General features: G+C 51.6%; 19 protein-coding genes and 1 tRNA gene. 4 read left to right on the top strand and 16 right to left on the bottom strand.

Annotated elements, in window-relative coordinates; genetic code table 11:
• Position 1: 1 nt before the first annotated feature.
• The 3 genes from GTP41_RS19995 to GTP41_RS20005 all read right to left on the bottom strand — a co-directional run bounded on the left by GTP41_RS19995 (position 2) and on the right by GTP41_RS20005 (position 2,559).
• Positions 2 to 814 (bottom strand): substrate-binding periplasmic protein, encoded by an 813-nt coding sequence (locus GTP41_RS19995; RefSeq protein ID WP_161027340.1) that lies wholly within the window; start codon positions 812 to 814, stop codon positions 2 to 4.
• A 127-nt stretch (positions 815 to 941) separates the two neighbouring features.
• On the bottom strand, positions 942 to 1,142 hold the full coding sequence (locus GTP41_RS20000) for a hypothetical protein (RefSeq protein WP_161027341.1): 201 nt from the start codon (positions 1,140 to 1,142) through the stop codon (positions 942 to 944).
• Positions 1,143 to 1,272: 130 nt separating this feature from the next.
• A complete protein-coding gene (locus tag GTP41_RS20005; RefSeq protein ID WP_161027342.1) occupies positions 1,273 to 2,559 on the bottom strand; it encodes a tetratricopeptide repeat protein in 1,287 nt (428 codons plus the stop codon).
• A 360-nt stretch (positions 2,560 to 2,919) separates the two neighbouring features.
• Here GTP41_RS20005 and GTP41_RS20010 point away from each other — a divergent pair, with 360 nt between their 5' ends.
• Positions 2,920 to 3,366, top strand: a complete 447-nt coding sequence (locus GTP41_RS20010; protein WP_161027343.1) for a nuclear transport factor 2 family protein — start codon at positions 2,920 to 2,922, stop codon at positions 3,364 to 3,366.
• A gap of 167 nt (positions 3,367 to 3,533) precedes the next feature.
• Here GTP41_RS20010 and GTP41_RS20015 read toward each other — a convergent pair whose 3' ends face one another.
• From GTP41_RS20015 to GTP41_RS20070, 12 genes are all read right to left on the bottom strand, one after another.
• Positions 3,534 to 4,922, bottom strand: a complete 1,389-nt coding sequence (locus tag GTP41_RS20015) for a tetratricopeptide repeat protein (RefSeq protein ID WP_161027344.1) — start codon at positions 4,920 to 4,922, stop codon at positions 3,534 to 3,536.
• 142 nt (positions 4,923 to 5,064) lie between these two features.
• Positions 5,065 to 5,134, bottom strand: a tRNA-Asn gene (locus tag GTP41_RS20020).
• 192 nt (positions 5,135 to 5,326) lie between these two features.
• The gene (locus GTP41_RS20025) at positions 5,327 to 6,163 is read right to left on the bottom strand and encodes a hypothetical protein (RefSeq protein ID WP_161027345.1); all 837 of its coding nucleotides are present in this window, start codon (positions 6,161 to 6,163) and stop codon (positions 5,327 to 5,329) included.
• A complete protein-coding gene (locus GTP41_RS20030) occupies positions 6,150 to 7,520 on the bottom strand; it encodes an AAA family ATPase (protein ID WP_161027346.1) in 1,371 nt (456 codons plus the stop codon). The genes GTP41_RS20025 and GTP41_RS20030 overlap by 14 nt, the downstream gene beginning before the upstream one ends.
• Positions 7,521 to 7,689: 169 nt before the next feature.
• On the bottom strand, positions 7,690 to 8,898 hold the full coding sequence (locus tag GTP41_RS20035; RefSeq protein ID WP_161027347.1) for a site-specific integrase: 1,209 nt from the start codon (positions 8,896 to 8,898) through the stop codon (positions 7,690 to 7,692).
• 18 nt (positions 8,899 to 8,916) lie between these two features.
• Entirely contained in the window at positions 8,917 to 9,303 is a 387-nt protein-coding gene (locus tag GTP41_RS20040; protein ID WP_161027348.1) for a hypothetical protein, read from the bottom strand.
• Positions 9,304 to 9,710: 407 nt separating this feature from the next.
• A complete protein-coding gene (locus tag GTP41_RS20045; protein WP_161027349.1) occupies positions 9,711 to 11,075 on the bottom strand; it encodes a VapE domain-containing protein in 1,365 nt (454 codons plus the stop codon).
• A gap of 305 nt (positions 11,076 to 11,380) precedes the next feature.
• Positions 11,381 to 11,542 carry a hypothetical protein gene (locus GTP41_RS20050; protein WP_161027350.1) on the bottom strand — a complete coding sequence of 54 codons (162 nt, stop codon included), beginning with the start codon at positions 11,540 to 11,542 and terminating at the stop codon, positions 11,381 to 11,383.
• A gap of 363 nt (positions 11,543 to 11,905) precedes the next feature.
• Entirely contained in the window at positions 11,906 to 12,484 is a 579-nt protein-coding gene (locus GTP41_RS20055; protein ID WP_161027351.1) for a hypothetical protein, read from the bottom strand.
• Positions 12,485 to 12,574: 90 nt separating this feature from the next.
• On the bottom strand, positions 12,575 to 13,282 hold the full coding sequence (locus tag GTP41_RS20060; protein ID WP_161027352.1) for a hypothetical protein: 708 nt from the start codon (positions 13,280 to 13,282) through the stop codon (positions 12,575 to 12,577).
• 215 nt (positions 13,283 to 13,497) lie between these two features.
• Positions 13,498 to 14,670 carry a radical SAM protein gene (locus GTP41_RS20065; protein ID WP_161027353.1) on the bottom strand — a complete coding sequence of 391 codons (1,173 nt, stop codon included), beginning with the start codon at positions 14,668 to 14,670 and terminating at the stop codon, positions 13,498 to 13,500.
• Between the two features lie 165 nt (positions 14,671 to 14,835).
• Positions 14,836 to 15,534, bottom strand: a complete 699-nt coding sequence (locus tag GTP41_RS20070; protein WP_161027354.1) for a hypothetical protein — start codon at positions 15,532 to 15,534, stop codon at positions 14,836 to 14,838.
• A gap of 221 nt (positions 15,535 to 15,755) precedes the next feature.
• Here GTP41_RS20070 and GTP41_RS20075 point away from each other — a divergent pair, with 221 nt between their 5' ends.
• The 3 genes from GTP41_RS20075 (at position 15,756) to GTP41_RS20085 (ending at position 18,670) form a co-directional block, all read left to right on the top strand.
• Positions 15,756 to 16,028 carry a helix-turn-helix domain-containing protein gene (locus GTP41_RS20075; RefSeq protein WP_161027355.1) on the top strand — a complete coding sequence of 91 codons (273 nt, stop codon included), beginning with the start codon at positions 15,756 to 15,758 and terminating at the stop codon, positions 16,026 to 16,028.
• Positions 16,029 to 16,754: 726 nt separating this feature from the next.
• A complete protein-coding gene (locus GTP41_RS20080; protein WP_161027356.1) occupies positions 16,755 to 17,495 on the top strand; it encodes a DUF3800 domain-containing protein in 741 nt (246 codons plus the stop codon).
• 98 nt (positions 17,496 to 17,593) lie between these two features.
• Positions 17,594 to 18,670 carry an RES family NAD+ phosphorylase gene (locus GTP41_RS20085; RefSeq protein ID WP_161027357.1) on the top strand — a complete coding sequence of 359 codons (1,077 nt, stop codon included), beginning with the start codon at positions 17,594 to 17,596 and terminating at the stop codon, positions 18,668 to 18,670.
• On the opposite strand, the gene GTP41_RS20090 is transcribed toward GTP41_RS20085, so the two are convergent.
• Entirely contained in the window at positions 18,667 to 19,590 is a 924-nt protein-coding gene (locus tag GTP41_RS20090; protein ID WP_161027358.1) for a hypothetical protein, read from the bottom strand. The genes GTP41_RS20085 and GTP41_RS20090 overlap by 4 nt on opposite strands.
• Positions 19,591 to 19,765 lie beyond the last annotated feature (175 nt).

Here is a 19,765-nt window from a genome sequence, read left to right on the forward strand (position 1 = left end):
TTCAGCCGGCAGGATCTGTATTCGTCGCAGTCCGGGCCAGGTTGCGATATTTGCGCTCGATGACCTTACGCCGCGCCATGAAATCCGGATGCGCCATCGCCGCATCAATGGCCCGCATCAGGGCCGCCCGCCTCGGATGGCTCTTGCGCAAACCGATATGGAACTCGACCTGGCTGTTGGGGATGAAATCAACCTTCTTCATGCGCAGCTGCTCGCGATAGCCGTAGCGGCTAGCGCTGTACAGCGCATGCTCCTCCGTCATGATGAAAAAGTCGCCGGCGCGGCGCTGGAACATCATATGCCACATGGCGCGCGGCGCATTGACCTTATAGCGATTGATAAAGGCGGGGACATTCTCGTCCTCCCACGCGACGCCTTCCTGGCTGATAAAAACCATTCCGCGCAGGTCTTCGAAACTGCGCGCGGCGTCGAGCTGCAGCGCCTTGTTATTCCGGCTGTCGTATACCAGGTTGCCATAGTCCATCGTATACAGGGTAGCCTCGGAGAACACCGCATAGCTTTTGCGGCTGTTGGATGGAAAGGTCACCATCAAATCCATCTGCCCCACTTCAAGCAGGCGCTGGGCGCGCGTCCATGGAAATGCATGGAACTCAAGGCGATAACCTGGCACATGGCGGAACAGCTCCTCCAGCAGGTCCTTCAGCAGGCCATCAGGCTCGCCGTTTGTCGCATGGCTGATGGGCGGCAAAGCTTCCGACATTGCTACTTTCAATAGCAATGGGGTTTGCGCGCGGGCGGGAGCAAATATCTGTAGGAGGACGATCGCAACGATCGCGAAAATCTTGCTTCGCATGGCGCACTTTTTTGGGATCTACAGTCAGGGATCGTACACGACCTGTAAGCGCCAGGATATGCCCGCGTGGCACAAAAGTTACATAGCAAAAAGCCAACCCGTGGGGTTGGCTTTTTGCTCCTGGCGGTCAGGCCAAGGCTTCCTTCGCTGCCTCTTCCGGCGTCAAACCATCATAGAACAGGTCCGTGAACCATTCGATCTGCTCCTCGATATGATCCTGCGCCTGCTCCACCGTGGCGCCGCCCTGCACCAGAAAACCTTCTACTTCAATACACCAGTGGATCAGCTCCAGGGTTTCCGGGTCCAGCTCTTCTTTCTTCTTTGCCATCTTGCGCTTTCAGTTGAATATGCAGGCAGTATACCTGCTGCCGGCGCAGCGCCTCAATCTTTGGGATCGAGCTGCTCGCTCATCGGCTGCGGCAGCAGCAGGGTAACAGCCAAACAGCTCGCCTATGACCTCACAGTTGAATTTTCAAAGCGCCAGTTGGGCGCGGAATCAAGTGGACCTGCTTACCTTTCACCTCCCAATCGAGCATGAAACGCCCAGTGCCCTGGAAACGCAGGAACATCATGCCGCCTTTGTTCAGCATCTCGCGTACATTCTCCGGCAAGGGGTCGGAAAGATTCGCGCAGCCCTTGCCATCCAACCGCCCATCTATGGGCAAAGGCTCGACAAAATCCACACCGACGCCGCCCAGGCTCCAGTACGAGTCAGGGAAAAACTGCTTCAAACCTTTCGGTGCAAAGGCCTCGTTGAGATTGCAGGCATTCAGATAGATGGGAAGATTCGGCACGCGACGATCCCGGGCCTTTTCCCGTGCCAGGAAACGACGCCACTCATAGTCTTCAACAAGATCCACCAGCTCGCCGTCCGCCTCGGCATCGCCCTGAAGCATCTCCAAGCGCTTGATCCCGCGCCCGACAACATCCAGGTCTTTCTCGTATTTAAGGGAACCAAGCAGCAAGCGTTTAAGCGCAGCGCGCGCCTCGGGGTGTCCCAACTCGAAAGCGCGCTCGTAATGCGCAATCGCAGTTTGCGGGGCATCGGGATGATCGCTCTCCGCCAGTTTCCCCAAGTACTGGTAGGCTTGCGGAACGTCGCCTTTTGCGGCGCGCTCGAACGCCTTGCGCGCCTGCTTGAGGTCACCTTCCACATAAAGCAAGCCACCCCAATTCGACCACGCGCGAGCCGAGCCCATATCCATGGCCTTTTTCAGCCACGTCACCGTGCGCGCACGTGACGCCGGCAAATCCACCACTTTGAGCACGCCACGCAGCTTACCGGTACGCGCGAGATCATAAGCGCGCAGAAACTCCGCAGCCGCACTCTCGGCATATGCGACATCCTGCGTGGCGTCGAAGGCCTGGGTGTAGTACTGGGCCGACTTCGTTGCGGCATCGACTTTCCCTGCCAACGGCAAATCCCTCTGCTCCGCGCTTTTAGCATAGGCGCGGCCCAGGTTCCACAGCGTAGGCATACGGATGCCCTTTTCCAGCGCTTTGAGGAAATAGCTGATGGCGTCCTCAGTCTCGCCCGCATCCAAGGCAAGTACTCCCAGATTGTGCGTCGCACGCACTGAGCCCAAGGCCTCCGCCTTCAGGTAAAAGCTGCGCGCAAGATTCAGGTCTTGCTCAACGCCCCAACCAAGGGCCGACGCTTTCCCAAGCAAGAACAAGGCTTCGGCATTGGAACGCCCTGCAGCCTCCGCCGCGTTCTTTTGGAACTCGCTGTAGCGCTTATCCACGAGCGACTGCTCAAGCGGCGATAGTGGAGCCTGAGCCCAGACCGAAGACACGACGCACATCGAAAGCAGTGCGCCAACCAGAGAGCGAAGAATTTGCGGCAAAAGAGCATCCCGAAGTGTGATAAAAAATATATTCTATATTAATTAGCAACACATCCATGCCCTGCAGGAAATGCCGGGAAAGTTATCAACTCACCAATCAAGGCGTCGAGCGATCGCCCCAAGCTTCACGCTTTCGATCATTGCCTTCGTTTGCTGACCATTAACCCCTTCAAAACAACCATTCGTCGGATCGGACTGGTTTATGCACCGTAACGGGAAGAGAATCCAGGTTCCCAGGTGACCCAACAAAGGACGGTAATGAAAACCCTAATTCTGGCGGCTCTTTTTACAAGCCTGTCCATCCCAGTGCAAGCGCAGGAGCAAACGCCCCTGTACAAAGAAATTGCAGCGATGGATAAGGTCTTGTTCGACGCATTCAACCGCCAGGATGCCGCCGGGGTCAAAGCCGTGTTCTCGACCGACCTTGAATTCTTTCACGACATGGGCGGCTTACAAAACTACGAGCAGAACGATGAAGCCACCCGCAAGCTGTTCGCGCGCAACCTGCACCTGAAGCGGGAACTGGTCCCCGGCAGCATGGAGGTCTACCCCGTAAAAGACTACGGCGCCATCCAAACCGGCCAGCACACCTTCTGCCACATCGAAAACGGAAAGAACGACTGCGGCACCTTCAAATTCCTGCAAATCTGGAAACGCACGGCAGATGGCTGGAAGCTGGCGCGGGTGGTCAGCTACGGCCACTAACCGGCGCCCCGACCTGAAACCAAATCAGGAACCTACGGATTAACAGAACGACGCCCCTGGCGGCCTCAAGCATGAGCACTCTGTGACGGAAATCGGGCGCCAGCATCGGCTGGCCCCAATGCTTGCTGCGATCGCTGAGATGACAACGATCGCTTGCCTCGCCCGGTTCAACGCGGAATCTCTATCTGGTCTTCCAGTCGCCGCGGCACCAGGTAGACCCGCTTCCCATGCACCTCCCAATCAAGCAGCAGAGAGCTGGTCGCAAAGGTCAGGAAGGTCATACCGCCGCTATTGAGGATTTCCCGGACAGCCGGAGGCAAGGGCTTGGCAAGGGTAGCGCACCCCGCGCGATCAATATCGCCCTGGAACATGAACGAAATAGAGGTGCTGCCGCCAAGCGATCGCAGCGCCCAATGTGACCCGCGATGAAACTCGTGATGCCCTTTTGGGTCGTATTTTTTCGCGAGCTCGCAAGCCTTCAGGAAAATCGGCAGGTCGGGCACCGTCCGCCCGCGCTGCTGGTCAGAAGCTTTAAGCCCGAGCCAATTGTATCGTTTAACAAGCTCTCTGAACTCATAGTCGTGTCCGCCATCCCCTTGCAATGCCTGGAGCCGCTTGATCCCTTGCAGCAGGACGTCCAGGTCTTCCTCATCCTTCAGGATAGCGTGCAGCACACGCGACGCATCTTCGCGCGCTGGCTCATGGCCCAGGGCCAAGGCCTGCTCGTAGTGCGCCACCGCAGACTGCAGTGCATCGCCCCCATCGCGCTCATCGAGCATGCCCAGGTACTGGTGCGCCACCGCATTGTTCGCCTTCGCACCGCGCTCAAGGGCGGCACGCGATCCGGCAAAGTCCTTCTCCATGAACAACAGCGCGCCATAGTTGGTTGAGGCGTTTGCGGAGCCCAGCTTCATCCCCTTTTCCAGCCATTCCACGGCCCGGGCACGGTGCACCGGCAACTCCTTATCTTCCAGCTGGCCAGCCGACACTGCAAAGCGCGCGTAATCGAATGCGCGCACATACATCCGCCCAGCCAATGCGGCAGCCTCCGCGTCTCCCGAAATTTCAAAAGCGCGTGTAAAGTAGCCCGCCGACTTTTGCGACTGCGCCATCAAGGCACGTGCCGCATAGATGTTGCCCCCATCTGGGGGCTTGTTCGCATAACCGAGATTCAGCAGGGTAGGCATTTGCAACCCCTTCTCCAGCGCCAGCTCGAAGCGGCGGATCGCGCTCTCATGCTGCTTCTCGTCCAAATCCATCACCCCGAGGTTATGGATGGCGCGCACGTAGCCAAGTGCTTCCGCCTTCTCATAATAACTGCGCCCCAGCTCCAGATCCTGCGCCACCCCAAGCCCGAGCGCGTAAGCCTTGCCTAGTAAGAAAAGCGCCTCCGCATCCCCTTTCGCGGCAGCGGCCTTGGCTGCGGGCTGGAACTGGTCGTATCTTTTATCGAGCAGTGATTGCTCCAGGGAAGACAGTGACGATTCGGCCCCCGATGTACACGCCTGGCAGCTCACCAGCGCGGCAAACACCAGCATCCTCGTGATTAAACGCATCAGCCCCCCGAAAAAGTGATTAAAAATGCATTGTATTGCATTTAATAACTATTTCTGCGCACTGGAGGCTGTCCCTACATTGACCTGGCGTTCCCTGAAATGCAAAAAACCCAACCGATTAAGGTTGGGTTTTTCTATGTTCTGGCTCCCCGACCTGGACTCGAACCAGGGACCTGCGGATTAACAGAACGACGATCCTGCAAATCTATGGGCACCAAGTCGAAGAAACGTAACGGCTTTCCTGGCCGCCAATGCGAAGTCCCTTGAAAGCCGACCTAATACCGAAACAGTATACCTGCTGCCGTGGCATCCCTGTCAGAAAGTTGAGTCAGGTCAAGGGCTTGCGGCTACCGAACGCCGAACTAGGACCGAGATCGTGCACTGCCACCCAGAAAAAAAATTAATCAGATCAATCGTCTAGCACCTGCCCATAAATTCAGATTTTGATAAAGGCGCTTATGCTTCAAAGCAGCCCCCTCAAATGCAATTGCCAATTCTTTAGATATCGAATCCTCGCCAACACTTGCGCTTCCAATTGGCGCCTTCAAACCAATTACAAGTATCTTGATAATATCATGTCCGTGACTTAGCTGAACACTTGAACCCTTAGGAAGGGCTTGCATAGCTGATTGCAGCTGCTGAGCTGTCCAGCCAACTGCGGTGGAAAAATCTGTTAATAGCCGTGGCTCATCGAGAATCCATGATCTAGAACATACGTATCTATAGGGAGTAAATGTTTTTGAAAAACAGGCTCCTAACCCCATTCTCGAATTTAACACCCTCAATCGACCAAAAACAGCAGCGATCCTCCTAAGATGCGAGTAAATTGTGACCCCAGGGTGACTCGCAAGGAAGCGTTCAAGGCGTACATCATCAGCATGGAGTCGCAAAATCTTCCGCAACGCCACAGTATTGATGATGAATGTCTCTAAAAATCCTTCGTCATAAAAGAATGTATCGACACAACTGGCAAACGGGCTGGGATTTAGAAAGTTCTCATAATCCTTGTCTGCAATTGCGACAACGCTACCCAACAAATCAACCGGAAGAGCTTGCATGCAACCACGCAGATTTATCACTCCGTCAGCAACTACAATGCACTCGCGTGGCACCTTAAGATGCATCTTCCAAAAACGCAAATCGTCAGGCCCTTCAACAAGCGCAAATGCCCCCGACTGTCCGTTAGCCCGCAGCATCTTCATCTCAGAAATTACGACACCGGCTGTTTTAGAAAAGATCATGAGACTCATCTGGGGAACTGAGGTTGCGCATAAGATCATAGCGATCACCGACAATGTAAGGTGAATGCGTCGCTATAATGATATCTAAACTATTCACTGCCGCAATCTCAATAAGACTATCTAGCATTGATTTCTGCCATGCAACATGCAGACTCAATTCTGGCTCATCAATCAGGACAATTGATCCAGGCTGTACACGGAATATTAGATCAAAGAATAAAACCAACTGATGCTGTTCGCCGGAGGATAGCGCTTCAAGATTTATCGAACCTTGCGTTTCACTTGTAGCAACAAGCCCCTTTTCAAAGTCGAGCGCAAGCTGTTTATGGCGGAAGCGAGTGTTTACCACACCAAAGAACAGGCTCGCTACATCTAGTACGCTATCAAGAGTCTTCAACTTCCAAGCCGCATCTTCGGCGAATAGTTCAATCACACGGAGTTGCGCCTGATCGGCATTAGATAAATCCAGACGATCTAGACTCATTGTCGAGGGATCAGTTTTTTCAATTAACAATCCAACTTGAGCCAACTGCGATCGCTTTTCAGCTATCGACCTCAATTGTTCCTGCAAATCCACTGTCTCAACTGGATGAGCGGCCAAATTTAATAACCTAATCGGGAACGTTTGATCACGTTTTTGGGACTCTCGCGCATACCCAGAAAGACTTTGACTGATTCGCTGCCGGAGCTCATCTGCACATTCTGTTACAGTAGTACGAACCTCAGAGTCACCTTCATCCCTCTGTGAAAACTTAGACTTTTCCCCTTTTTTATTTTTGCTAAGCAAGCGCTGTGTTTCAATGAAGTGAACGTCAATTTGCCTACTAAACTCCTGCAGGGCCAGATGCAGTTGCACCAATGGGCGAATATTCTCACCAACGGAAATCCGTGCCAGTCGAAGGTCAGCATCATTGTCATCGAACTTCGACAGCAAATCGGCAGTGGAAAGTCTCTCAAGTGAACGCCTATCCATCCAAAGATCGTCGTCGATACGCTCAAGCCAGGGTGCTCGCCGAGCGATTGAGGAAGCCATCTTAATTAAGACACGGTTGTCAACGTATGCCTCAAAACGTTCCTCCAATCCAAGAGGGCCACTTTTAGTGACGAGCACATGCTCGGTTTCACGCTGGTGTTCCGACCACACTCGTCTTATCTCCAACAGCTCACCGCTTTCAAACTCAAGTCTCAACGAATCAAATTTCGCTGAAAAAACTTGAAAAGTTCGCCCTGCAAAAAGCGAAAAAAGGAGTCGCAAGACAGCTGTCTTACCTACTCCGTTCGGACCATGCAAAATTGTCACACGCTCGAACGAATCTAAGTCAAATGAGTGGGAATATAGGCCGAATAAGCCGTCCACAGAAAAACTTCTAAGTCGCAATTTGGGTAATTTGGTTTCCGACACAGTTCCACCTAATAAATTAATGGTTTTTCCACAATATAACGTCGATAGTGACATGCCACAAGAAGAACAAGACTTTCATCGATAAATTGAGGCGGCCTCAACAAGCACCGCCTCACTTGCTCTTTTACGCCGCCTCCAACTCCTGCTGCTCTGTCACCTCCACTCCCCGACCAGCCCCCATCAACACACTGGACGCGCTATTTGCAGCCCGCTCCAATGTCTTCTGCGATAAGTGCGAGTAGCGCTGAGTCACCTTGGAGTCCGCATGACCAAGAAGTTGCTGAACCTCATACAAAGTGCGGCCATCATTAACTAAGAACGATGCGAACTGATGGCGAAGATCGTGCAGCCGGAGATGCGGAAGTCCAGCCTTGATCCGCAACCTTCCCCAGACCTTATTTACAACAGTTAGGCGCCCCCTTGTTTGCAGGTTGATGAACAGGTGCTTCGAGTTCCCCTCGGTACCCAAGCGGCCCAATACTTCCAATGCATGGTCATTCAACGGAATCGAGCGCAACCGCTTAGACTTAGAGTTTGTCGCAGGAATAGTCCACACCCGAGACCTTCTATCGATGTGATCCCAGTCTGCGTTCAAGGCTTCCGACAACCTAGCCCCAGTAGACAGCAGAAACAAGGCGACCCGGCACACCATTGGAGGATCATCAGCACGCAAAACAGACACCAGCCTTTCCAGCTCCGCATCGTCAAGGTAACGCTCCACCTTATTGTCTTCGTTAAACTGCTTGATGCCCGTCGCAGGATTCTTCGCCACCAATTCCCATTCCAAAGCGATGTTCAACGAATGGCGCAACAGCTTGAGGTGATGATCAGCACTAGCCGCAGACAAGCCCTCGGCCTTTACCTGAGCATGAAAGGTTTGAATCTGCTGCTTAGTGATCTCGTTGAGACGCTTATCACCGAAGACGTCTTTGATACGTAGTCGAAATAATTGCTCATCGCGCTTCAACGACCGCTTGCTACTTTTCAGTGTCATGTAGTGGTCGTTGAAAAATTCCGAGTAGGTCATGACGGCCTTCCGAGCACGCTCTTCCGCACGAGGATCGGCACCCATTGTGATCTTCGCCTTTTCCTGCTTGGCTTTCTTCCGAGCCTCGGCTAAATTGATTTCGGTGGTACGCCCAAGTTTCTGGTGCGCGGTCTTGCCCTGAGCGTTCTTGTAGCGCAGATAATACGTGCCTTGGCCGGGACTGGTGGCGCGGACCTCGATGTATAGGCCAGGAAAGTCTATATCACAGTATTCGATTTTGGTATGACGACCCGGACACGTCAGGCGATTTGCAATGAACGCTTCGGTTAGTTTTGCTGGCGGCATATCTTCTCCTCTCTAACATTAAAACGACGCTTTGAATACAGGGCGGAAAATTCGCCCCTCTTTTTTCCGACCGTCATGAATGGAATAGCAGTTTGTTTTGCTCCCGCTTACTTGGAGAATCACTTCTTCGCTGGTTCCATAGAACTCGCCATTCCATACCATCCTGCGAAAATAAGCTCCGGCAGTACAGCGCTCATTTGCACTGAGGCTTTGCCATAGCTCTGGCGAGCAGATCCTGCTTAGGGTTAGAAGGACGTCATTGGGGAGCGTGGGTAGTCGCGACACGATTTCCATACGCAGTTGCTCATAAAATACAGATCGAGCATCCTGTTTGCACACACCCTTGCCCTCCACGTAGATCTGTTGCAGCGATTTGAAAGCCTTGGTTGAACGTACTGAGGCCATATCTTGGCTCCTTAAATGTATGAGTTTGATGCCACGAAGGTGTGGCGAGAATTTGTTGTGAACTACGGGAAAACGGCGGCACAAACCCCAGCACCATGCTTGCAGCAGCTAGACGCTTTGGGCGTGACACAGATTTTTGATACTAGGGTGGACAGTGGGGGGAGGTGGATGGATGCATCGAAAGTTTCTACGCACCCTACCTACTCTCTATGCATAAATTCATTTGAAAAAACTGCTACCACCACCCACCACCAGTAGGCTAGGCACTAAAGTACGGGCTTGGTGGGAGGCCTGAAATTACTGAAAGGATGATCCTTAGGATTTGTCCCTTACCTTTTTCAGAATCTGCTACCACCTCCCCCATCCGACAGGACTGGCAATAGGTGTAACCAATGGCTTCGACGTCATTAAAAATCATCGTCGGAACGCCTCGGAGGCAACACAGGAAGGCTTTTCACGGATACCTTCGTGGATGGCACCACTTCGAATCCTGCGGAATCTGGCAGCAGCGGTATGCGCCAAACATAGCTGCCATTGATGCGCTTAGGGTCGCCAAAATTCTCCCTCAAGAACGATGCAGCTTCCTTGCACTGAGTGTTCGTCGGGCGATCAATTCCGATCTTGCCGAGCAGTTTGGTTGGCGTCATCGCCGGAAGCCCTTCTTCGCCTTTTCGGCTCCAGTCGATCCCATCACGAATACGTTCATGGATCGCATTGAGCACTACACAGTTTTTGTTCTGCGCACCCAGCATTTCCTCTTCCTCTGGCGTCAGCCACCATGTCGCCCCAGCTTTGCACTCAACTGCGAGTTGAGCAAAAACCTGTTGCATATCGATGCTATGGTCGTACTTGATCTCAATAACGGGGATCGTCCACCAGCGCGAGTTCCCAGTGTTATCGACCAAGAAATTGTCGTCATTCACCGATGCACAAAAGACGGTCCTGCGCGGATAAGACGAATCCTCCTTGGCGTAGGGGCGACGGAGCTTGTCTTCAGGACGAGTAAGGAAGCCTTTCAGACTTCCGATGTCCTTTTTAAACGAACTATCTAACTCGCCGATTTCGACAATCCAATGGGCGATAGCGGTTAGCAGCGTATCTTTGTTGTGCGCGTCGATATGCTGGTCGAGCTTGACCAAATTCTCACTACCCTCTCCATCCACTAAGCGACGAATCCAAGACGTCTTCCCGATGGATTGAGGACCTTGCAAAGTAAGCACACCTCTTGTGCGGAAGTTGTTTGGTGTCAAAACCGATGCCACCGCGCTCAAGATCCACTTCTTCATGAGCGCCTTTTTCAGCACCAGGGGGTATCCCTCCCGCACCGTCAGTGTTCCGTAGAACTCTTCAAGGCGATCAGTATTGTCCCAGGGCTTGCTTTCTATCCAGTCCTTCGCAGGGTTGTATTGATTCCGATCTGCGATCGTATAAACGAATTCAGAAACACGCGCTGTGTTAATTCCGTTCAGCGCTGCCAGGCTAACAATCTGCGAGCTACTGACGTTCTCAGCATTGTCCGCACTTCCAAGCCTAGAATGGCCCGGCAAATTGATCTCAACGCGTTTGCTGATGAGGTTATAACGCACCCGGATTTGGTAGCTATCCAAGAGGTGTTTGATATTGGGGATGGTACATGGTGGATTGCCTCCACTATTGGGTAAGTTTGGAAATGAACTAAATTCCAGCCGCTTTGCGTGATCGAGATCGATTGCATTGGCTGGCGAAACGGCAATAGCACATGTTGCATTATTTACATCTTCCGGTGTTCGCATTGCTTGCTACTTTCTGGGGCATATAGGGATAAGAGAACGGGTTCTCAAAGGCAACTTTTTTGATGAAAAGTTAGGCAACAGCCGCTTCATCGCTCATCCCTACACACCCCAGAAAACGCAAGTAACAGCTACGCGCGATTGTGCATGGCCTAATGTCACCTCCCATTTCAATCCTCACTACTGCATTGTTTTGTATCGATCTGGCCCACTAAATAATTCAGAAAAATGTGGAGCGTCGGCAGGTACTTCCCGCACATGACGCCCCGACACAAAGCCCAAACCTTGCTCCTAACGAAGCCCGGTTGTCACAACTCCATTTGATCCAGGTGGTTCGAGTAGATCCATTCCGGATGCACCTTCGCCATCAACGCCGCTTGGTAGCTCGCCACCCTTCCCACATCACGATCAGGAATCTCCCAGAACAGCACCTGTTCGACAGCATCAATCATGACGTCACAAATAGACATTCAGCACTCCTTAGTCGAGCTTCGATCCCACCGCCAGCAGGATCAAGATAAAAAGAAAGGCCATAAAAATGGCCTTGGGACAGATGATTAGCAGAACGAGCAGTCCCGCCATTGCACTTTGCTGCGTGCTGGGGAAGGCAAGTCCGACTATGCAAATTAGGGCTACGGAAGTCGCGGATGCGAGCAATAGAAATCCTTTCTTTATGGTGATTGGTCATCTATGAAAACCAGTTGCCGGTGTCGGTCGGTTATGTTTCGGAATTCCCGGTGGCCGAAGGTCTGGACTGAAGACTTCCTTTAGCTTCAAGCATTCCTGCGCCAAAGTCCCGACCGACCTGCGGACTACAACTCCGTCACTACCATCTATCGCTTCTTGGACTTCCCAATCGCCATAGGCTTGGCGGTTGATGCTTCGGAGTTCGCAATCGCCATATCAGGCCCCTCACCATTGGCAGCAGCATGTAAATCCGTGACATCGGAAGCAATCGCCATATCAGCACCGTCAGCGATCGCCCCACATAACGCCTTGAGATCTATGAAGAACTGCTCCGTGCTGGTGCATTGGTAGTAGCGCCGCTTTTCCGGCATGTGCACCACCAGCCCTTCCGCTTTCAGCACGGCCAGGATGAAACCAGCCGTGTTCACGGACGATCCTGCAAAGACCGAACTTAACGACGATGACGTAACGGCGTCCTGCGATTTTTCCTTGTCGAATACGGGCTTCAACGACGCGATCGGCACCCATTGATTACTGAAAAGACCGCTACCAGAGTTGTGGTGGATGCGAAGGCTAATGCCCTCGTTGAACTCCGAACCATCCTTGCCCAGATGGTCGGCTCTGCATCCAATGTGGTACGTCAAGCTCGATCGCCCAGACAGCGACGGACACACTGCCTCCTTCAGCACCTTAATTTCTGCATCGTGGTTGATGGAATCTTGCATATGGTTCTCCTGTGGTTAGAATGTAGAAAGCAAATCGCGCCTTCATATAAGATGGCTAAAAGATCGCAAAGGCCCTTCTGTAGCTGGATGTCAGTACCAATAGCCGTAATCGATAAGCTCGTTTCGCAGCAGCTCGATGTAGATCCGATCCGGGTCAGGTGAATGCAAAATATCGGACACCTTCAGGAACACTTGGTCGAAGTGCTGACCTTGTTCGCGCTGCATCGAATAGTCCTTGGTCGACCGGAAGTCATCGGGCTCATTACCAACCATTGCGGGATCAATGGGGAAACTGATTTGGATATAGCAGTCTGAGGACAAGCCTTGCAGCACCTTCGATAATCCGGAGATCAGAATGACAGTGCCTTCTGACAGAAGCCGATCATTGACCACTGGTTCACCTATTGGATCGGGCCCGAGGTTCACCATGTATTCGTTCAATGGGCATTGAAAGTACGCCGCGCCTGACGAACTAAGATTGATGCTCGGCCCAGACCAGTAGCCAATGATTTCTGCATACATGTCAGGAAGGTTGGGAGCACCGTCAAAGATGCAGCCACGAAGGTTCGAAGGAGCCGACATTGAGAGCGTATGCCCGATAGCGTCAGGGGTAATGACCATTGCATCATCAGGCAGCACGGCCAGCTTGAACACGTTGGCGTTCTTCAAGTGGTAGCCAGGCCGCTTGTCGAAATCAGGTATCTCGTCGCTCAGGTTGAGTCGATCATAGTAGTCCAAGTCCTTGATCGCCTGTGCGGTCTGATAAGCGTCGCTGGAGACGTAAATGGTTGCTTGCATAGGTACTCCTCATAGTGAAATGATTGGTTGGTGGGGACTGCTGGATTGGTGTGACGGGTGCTGCTGGAATGCTGGCGCTACGGGGATTTTGAAAAGCCGGAATGCTGAAGTCCTGAAATGCTGCGGATATACAGGCTACTGCTGCGTGGCGAGGAAGGGAGACTTTGGACGCCGCTAAAGGGCTTGTGATGTGCGGTTACTACTGCATACTGCTGCTACAGACGGGAGATCAGGAATCCTTTCTTGATTAACTGGGACTTGTGCCGCTGCTCGACTAACAGACGATCAGGCTGGAATAGATCCATGCTGCGCGTACCTGGCACTGTCTGAGCGACCTTGTTGTGGATGGCTTCGTGTATCGCATCTTCGCCAATCATGGGATCGAAGAAGAAGCCTTGGTTGAACCCGGCACGATCAACGGCAAACTGAGCATTGAAGATGAATCTCTTGGCGTCCGCATCCGAGTCCATCAGGATCAGTTGAATCGACTTCCCTGCCCTCACCGACTTGCCCATGAAATACCGGGGATATGCACCTTCCGGGGATACGTCCTTGAATGTGAAGCCGAACTGCTGGACCAAGGCATCCATCACACCTGTATTGAGTGCGATGACGTCGATGTCGCTGTATTCAAGATGAACAACGGGGTCTAGCAGGTGCTTGACGAAGCCGCCGAAAAGATATGCATCAGGATTCGCCATTAAGAAGCCGGCCAATGCTGCATTGTCTTGCACAATCTCATGCCCTGTGCAGTCAATCGCCGAGAGATACCGGCTATTCAGGCACAACGACTTCGGCACGAACACGATCCCGCCATGGCCGAATGACATACTTGCTGCTTCAAGCGAGAAGATGCTATTGAAGTTCTCGCGCAGCACCAGCCGACGCCCAAGCCGCTTATGCAATGCCGCGTACTGAGGCTTCAACTCCAGCAGGTTCGCCATTGGCAATGGAGGCAGCACCAAGGAGAATTCAATATCAAGCTGGTGAAGATCCCAAATTCGCTGGTGGTTATCGAGCAGTTGCAGCACATCGTCGTCCAGGGAGATCGAGACATGATCCGCAATGCCCTTCAGCTTCGCCACATGCCGAACCTCCCTGGTAATGATTCGGACCTTGTAGCCTTCCTCCTTGATGGTGTCCGACATCGACAGCAATGCCGGGAAGTTTTCCTCGAAGCGATAAAGGGGATCGCCGCCGCCACTTATCGTTATAAACGATTTATCACATTTACGAATAAATTCCCTTACTTCGGCTTCCGACTGAGCTCCTTGAGGCAGCAAAGGAGAACCGCGCCAGTTGCAGTATGCACATACCTTTGAGCATCCGAATCCCCTCGCCTTCCAGTTGACGATAATCGTGAAGTTGACGTGCTTGGTGTTGGGCATATTGGTGACATTCCTTTCTTGGATAAAAAAAATGGCCCTCCCACCAGTCGGCGAGAAGGCCAATTCGAAGTTGCTACTGCTGATTGCGGGAAGTGAAATTTCGCCGGGGGTAGTTTCTAGGATCCGGGTCGTTGCTAGGTATTCATGAAGTGATGCCAGGGATAGCTACTCTGTGGCCGTCAGTCGTTTGTTGGCAACAAACCTCAGGAACCCGATACCCATCAAGCAAACAACTGCCTCGACCATGAAATACAGCAAGGCTGCCCACTTTGCGCCCAAGGCTATAAAGAAAAGCGGCCACGCGATGGACAAGAACAGTTCGACACAAAGAATTTTAAGTAGCAGCGGGAAGCCTTTTTTCATCGCTGCCACAAAGATCAGGAGCATCACTGGAACATAAAAAATCCACGTACTACGCAAAACGGCCATTTCCAGCTCGAAAGGAATGAAGTCAAACGCCGATAACGAGCGAACAATTTTGTGCGCCAATACTGCTCCCACAACCGCTGCTATCCCTCCCCCAAAAGCCTTAGCCCAAAACTGAGTACCTGTCTCGCCTCGCAATAGACTTTCGCGAACGAGCGAGACACCCGAGTCAACGATCGAAAGCGTTTTTGCTCCCATGCCCTGAATCGCTTCCGTCAGGTTTTCGTTTCGTCCCAAACTTGAGTCCAAACCTTTCTGCTGTTGCGCCCCAACGAATATCACAACACCAGCCAGGAAGCCGACGCAGCCGACAATCAGCAAGTTTTGGCGCTGGGCCATCATGTCCATGTTGACAATGCTCGTCTCCCCCACAGTTACATCTAGGTTGAACGCGATCAGTACCACTAGGATGCCCACCGCTATCAATGCGTATGCCATTCTTTTCATAGAGTCCTTTGAACTGGGGCCCTGACTACCAGGGCGATGTTTTTGATGAAGTTGCGCTACCGGGTTTAAGATTGCTGGCTATTCCCCCTTGCCAAATTGGCTAAAGATTTTACTCAAAATATTGCAGTTAATCACCAAATAGATGCATATAGTCATCATCTTAAATAATATGATCTGTAGATAGATGCACACCCCTCCGGGATGCTTAGGGGATGAAAAAGCCCGTCCCAACCAGCGCCAAAGACACGTTTAGCCAGAACATCGGCTTGGTGCGTCGCGTGAAAAATCTTTCCCAGGAAAAGCTCGCTGAGACAGCTGATCTGCATCGTACCTACGTCGGGCAGATCGAACGTGGTGACGTGACACCGACGCTGGACGCCGCCGAACGTGTCGCTCAAGCACTGAATTTGGAGCTATGGGAAGTGCTTCATCCGGATTTCAGCTTGGACGCGATAATCCATAGGGAGCAGAAAAAGGGCTCCTAATGGCCGCTGCGCCACTAGCTCATGACTACTGGATTCAAGCATCCTTGACCTTTCTCAAGACCAGGCCCGAAAAGCAGCGCATTATCAGCAGATGGTCTGCTTCAGCTCAAAGAAGTTCTCGAAAGTAAATTACGCAAGGTGCCGCTCAAGCCTGGCACTGGAACGCTTTGCCGAGGCATCTAATGACATCACTCGCCAAAGAGCTGCGAGGTGGGCATATGTATGGTTGTGCCTTGTAAGGAAAATGCACTGAGAATGGCACTCCCCTAGGACGGCGATAACTGTAACCTGAGTTTTACACTATTCCAAGTTATCGACCGCCACCGATTCGACCACGGCATAGATAGTACTACAGGCACCACGCATACGCGCCCCGAGACCCTTGTGATGGCCGCCCCTCAGCGGTGTCCCTGGGGCCGGTATGCTGATCATTTTTAGCCACGTTGCTTCCAGGCCACCCGGAGCATCGCGGCACCGATTCTCGCTTGCAGAAGTCTAGACTACTGGCTTGCAAAAGGTGAGATTTCGCGTATTTTGCGACCGAGCAAGGTGATATTCTCATGCTCACAGACCAGCCTTGGTTCGCAGCCGACTGCATGATTCAACAATGAAAGCCTCACTTGCTTACATCTATACCTGCAAGTCTTAAATGAGCTCATTTTTTAGCGCACGCAACAAATTTGTCGAAGCGCCGCCTGCAAGGTTACCCCTTTAAGAAATTAATCAATGATCTTCGTAGACGAAAGTATTCAAAATGAACTCGGCTATATTTGTGTTGGCTTTGCTTATTGCACTGAGACACCGGACACACTCGTTAATGAAGCAATTGCACTCGCTGGTCTAACACCGGGAATCGATGAGTATAAAAGTGGCTACCGCATGGAGGGCTCCAGCGAACGAAAATCTCTAAGAGACTCAGTTTATGAGATAGTTTTGCAGAGGTGCAAGATCGGAGTTTACATTGCAGCTATCCACGAGCGCCCCGCTCTAGGAACGGCGATCATTGAGTCTGCAGCGAAGATTGTTCAAGTGAATGGATTGGATAAGCCGCAAGCGATGTTTGTAGATGAAGGCATCAGTGTGAAAGGAAAGATTCCCGAATTTATTCAGCTAACTTCAAACTGTGACTCTCGAAAGGTTCCGGGAATTCAGCTAGCGGATTTCATTGCCTATCATTGCTCCTACTTACTCAAGTGCGCTCTTTCGGGAACCTCGAAAAAAATCCTCATTTCACACGATGCACCGTACCCGGTGGCTGGCGAGGAGGTTGAACTAGATTGGATATTGCGTACAGATTTTCGGCGCCACTTCTTTGTCGAAGAAAGAAGGATTGAAGAGATCAAGGGGGATGACTGGTCTTTTAAGCTCGCCGGATATGGTGCATTTTTTTCCCCTCAATTGAATGAAAACTTAAGGAAAGCGGCAGAGGCAACATTTGATTCAATGTATTTCGGATGCGTCTGGTAAAGCTTGCGGCAACCTTTCTTTGAGTTCTCCCACCGGAGCATGACCCTAATCCCAATATCAGAACTCCGCACCCCTTGCACTAACTGTTCCAGACCACCATGACCGGCATTGACTCTAATAATGATCAGATCATTCTTTGCTCAAACTGCTTTGCAGATGAAGGGCTTCGAATCGATGCAATTAAACTCGGCCTTGAAAACTCCGACGAATGCCCTCAATGCAAAAGTACGGAAGGTCGAAAGCTTATGGAAAACCAAATAGAAGCCCTTGCGCACCGCTTCTTTGTCAGGGGGACAATTGTTCGACACGAATACGGTGGAGCTCCAATAATCCAGTGCAATGAGCACCATTACGGGGAAAGTACTATAACACCGTCACAGTGGCTTAAGAATGACCTCAAGCTCATTGAGAATTCTGTGAAGGTGGGCTTTTTCCATTACGGACCGCGTCTATGGATGATCGGCGAGGTAGAACCGCTCAAAGCTTTGCAGGATTCTGCAACGCGGAATCAGGTCATTAAGCGCATACTTGCAGAATATCCTGTCCGAGTAATAGAAAAGAATACGAAATTTTACCGCCTTCGGATAAGCCCGCAGCAACCTGCAGCCCCGTCAGAGTATGACAGTCCGCCAATCCATTTAGCTGGCAAAGGCCGTTTGGACTCCGCAGGTTTTCCAGTCATGTATGGTTCGCAGGATCTCGACATCTGCATCCATGAATGTCGTGCCTCTATTGACGATGATCTATATGTGGCCACTCTCAAAACGCAGAAAGAATTGCGCCTCTTAGACCTAACTCATGTACTGGAAGAGGATGGATCAGAATTCGAAAGCCTCGATATGGCAGTACACATGTTGTTCCTAGCCCGGTCTCATTCATATGACATTTCCCGAGCAATTGCTCTGAAGGCAAAGAACGAAGGCTTTGACGGAGTAATCTACCCGTCCTACTTTAGCCTAATTCGTACAGGTGGCTATCCTTTTGAAACGGCTTATGGCCTATCTGTTCGCCGTTTTGCTCCACAACGGGAGCAATACGCTGAGGCATATACCATTCCCAACTTCGCTCTATTCGGGCGCCCGCTGGAAGATGGTTTGGTCCGCGCTGAATGCATTAATCGACTAATTCTCACGCAGATAGGTTATCTAGGACATTTCGGGCCAGTTGAATATTAACCAGTGCAATAAAATTGCAGCTTGGGGACCGGAATTTCTGACGCTCCGCCTGCATTTGGGTAAGAATTTGCGTAGTGTTTCGCAGCCAATGCTAACACCTTCAACTTGGGTCGCTCAGGCTTAGAGGAAGCTTGAATCGACTCCTTGAGGTTAGAGAAGGCACGTGAATCCTCGTAGGGAATACATACAATCAACGTCTGGTCGTCATGGCCCAATCCCATGCATGTCTTCAGGTAATCCTCAGGCAGTTGGCGTGGAGATGGCAGATGCACACGCGCCACCAACCCATCAAAATAGAATCGAACGTAAGGTACCTTGATGCCGGCCCATCCTTCAATAGGGAGCTCGCACTCTTCGAGCAATGGTGTGCGGTTATGCAAATCACCGAGCGTTGTGAGCTGAACCAACTGAACTGGGTAATCCCGCAAATCACCAGGCTGTTTCATAAGAATGCGCAATCGCAAGTCCTCCAGCACATCCGGCGATAATCGCACATCTCTGAATTCCGCCCTACTAGAAGCCGCAGCGCGCCATAACAAACTTAGGAAGAACAACTGAAGAGTCGGAGCCGAAATTTCCAACGAACGAATTCCATAGCCTTCAACTTGTTCCAGACTCTCATCCAGGAGTCCCTTACCTTTCCATCCACTCCAGATCAGCTTATGGAATCGCAGCGATCTAATCGCCTCATTATCTATTTCGCTGAGGATGTCTTCGCCATTGCGAATCACCAGCCTTTCGTCATACCAGCTGTCGTAACGCTTCCTGACAGGCAAATTCATGCCTACCTCCAGCCTCATTTCGCCCGAAGCGGAAAGATTAGTTAGAGCCTTTGGGATGATATGCGACGCAACATAGCGACCGGTTCGTCCTGTCAAAGCGCAAACACCTTCGGGCTTTATCAAAGTCTTTTTAGTCATGTCGCGATGGATCCAAGAAAGGAGGTGAGGTACTGAAATCGTAAAGGGACGGGCAAGGGATAACGATTTTCGGAAGATTGCCCGTGAGAATATTGTTACATAGCAAATACCTGCATGCAACGATCTAATCGATTATGTTCATTCGACATAACCAGACATCTGAATGAAGTGCAAG

Origin of the sequence: Pseudoduganella guangdongensis (genome assembly GCF_009857475.1) — a bacterium.
GTDB lineage: Bacteria > Pseudomonadota > Gammaproteobacteria > Burkholderiales > Burkholderiaceae_D > Rugamonas > Rugamonas guangdongensis.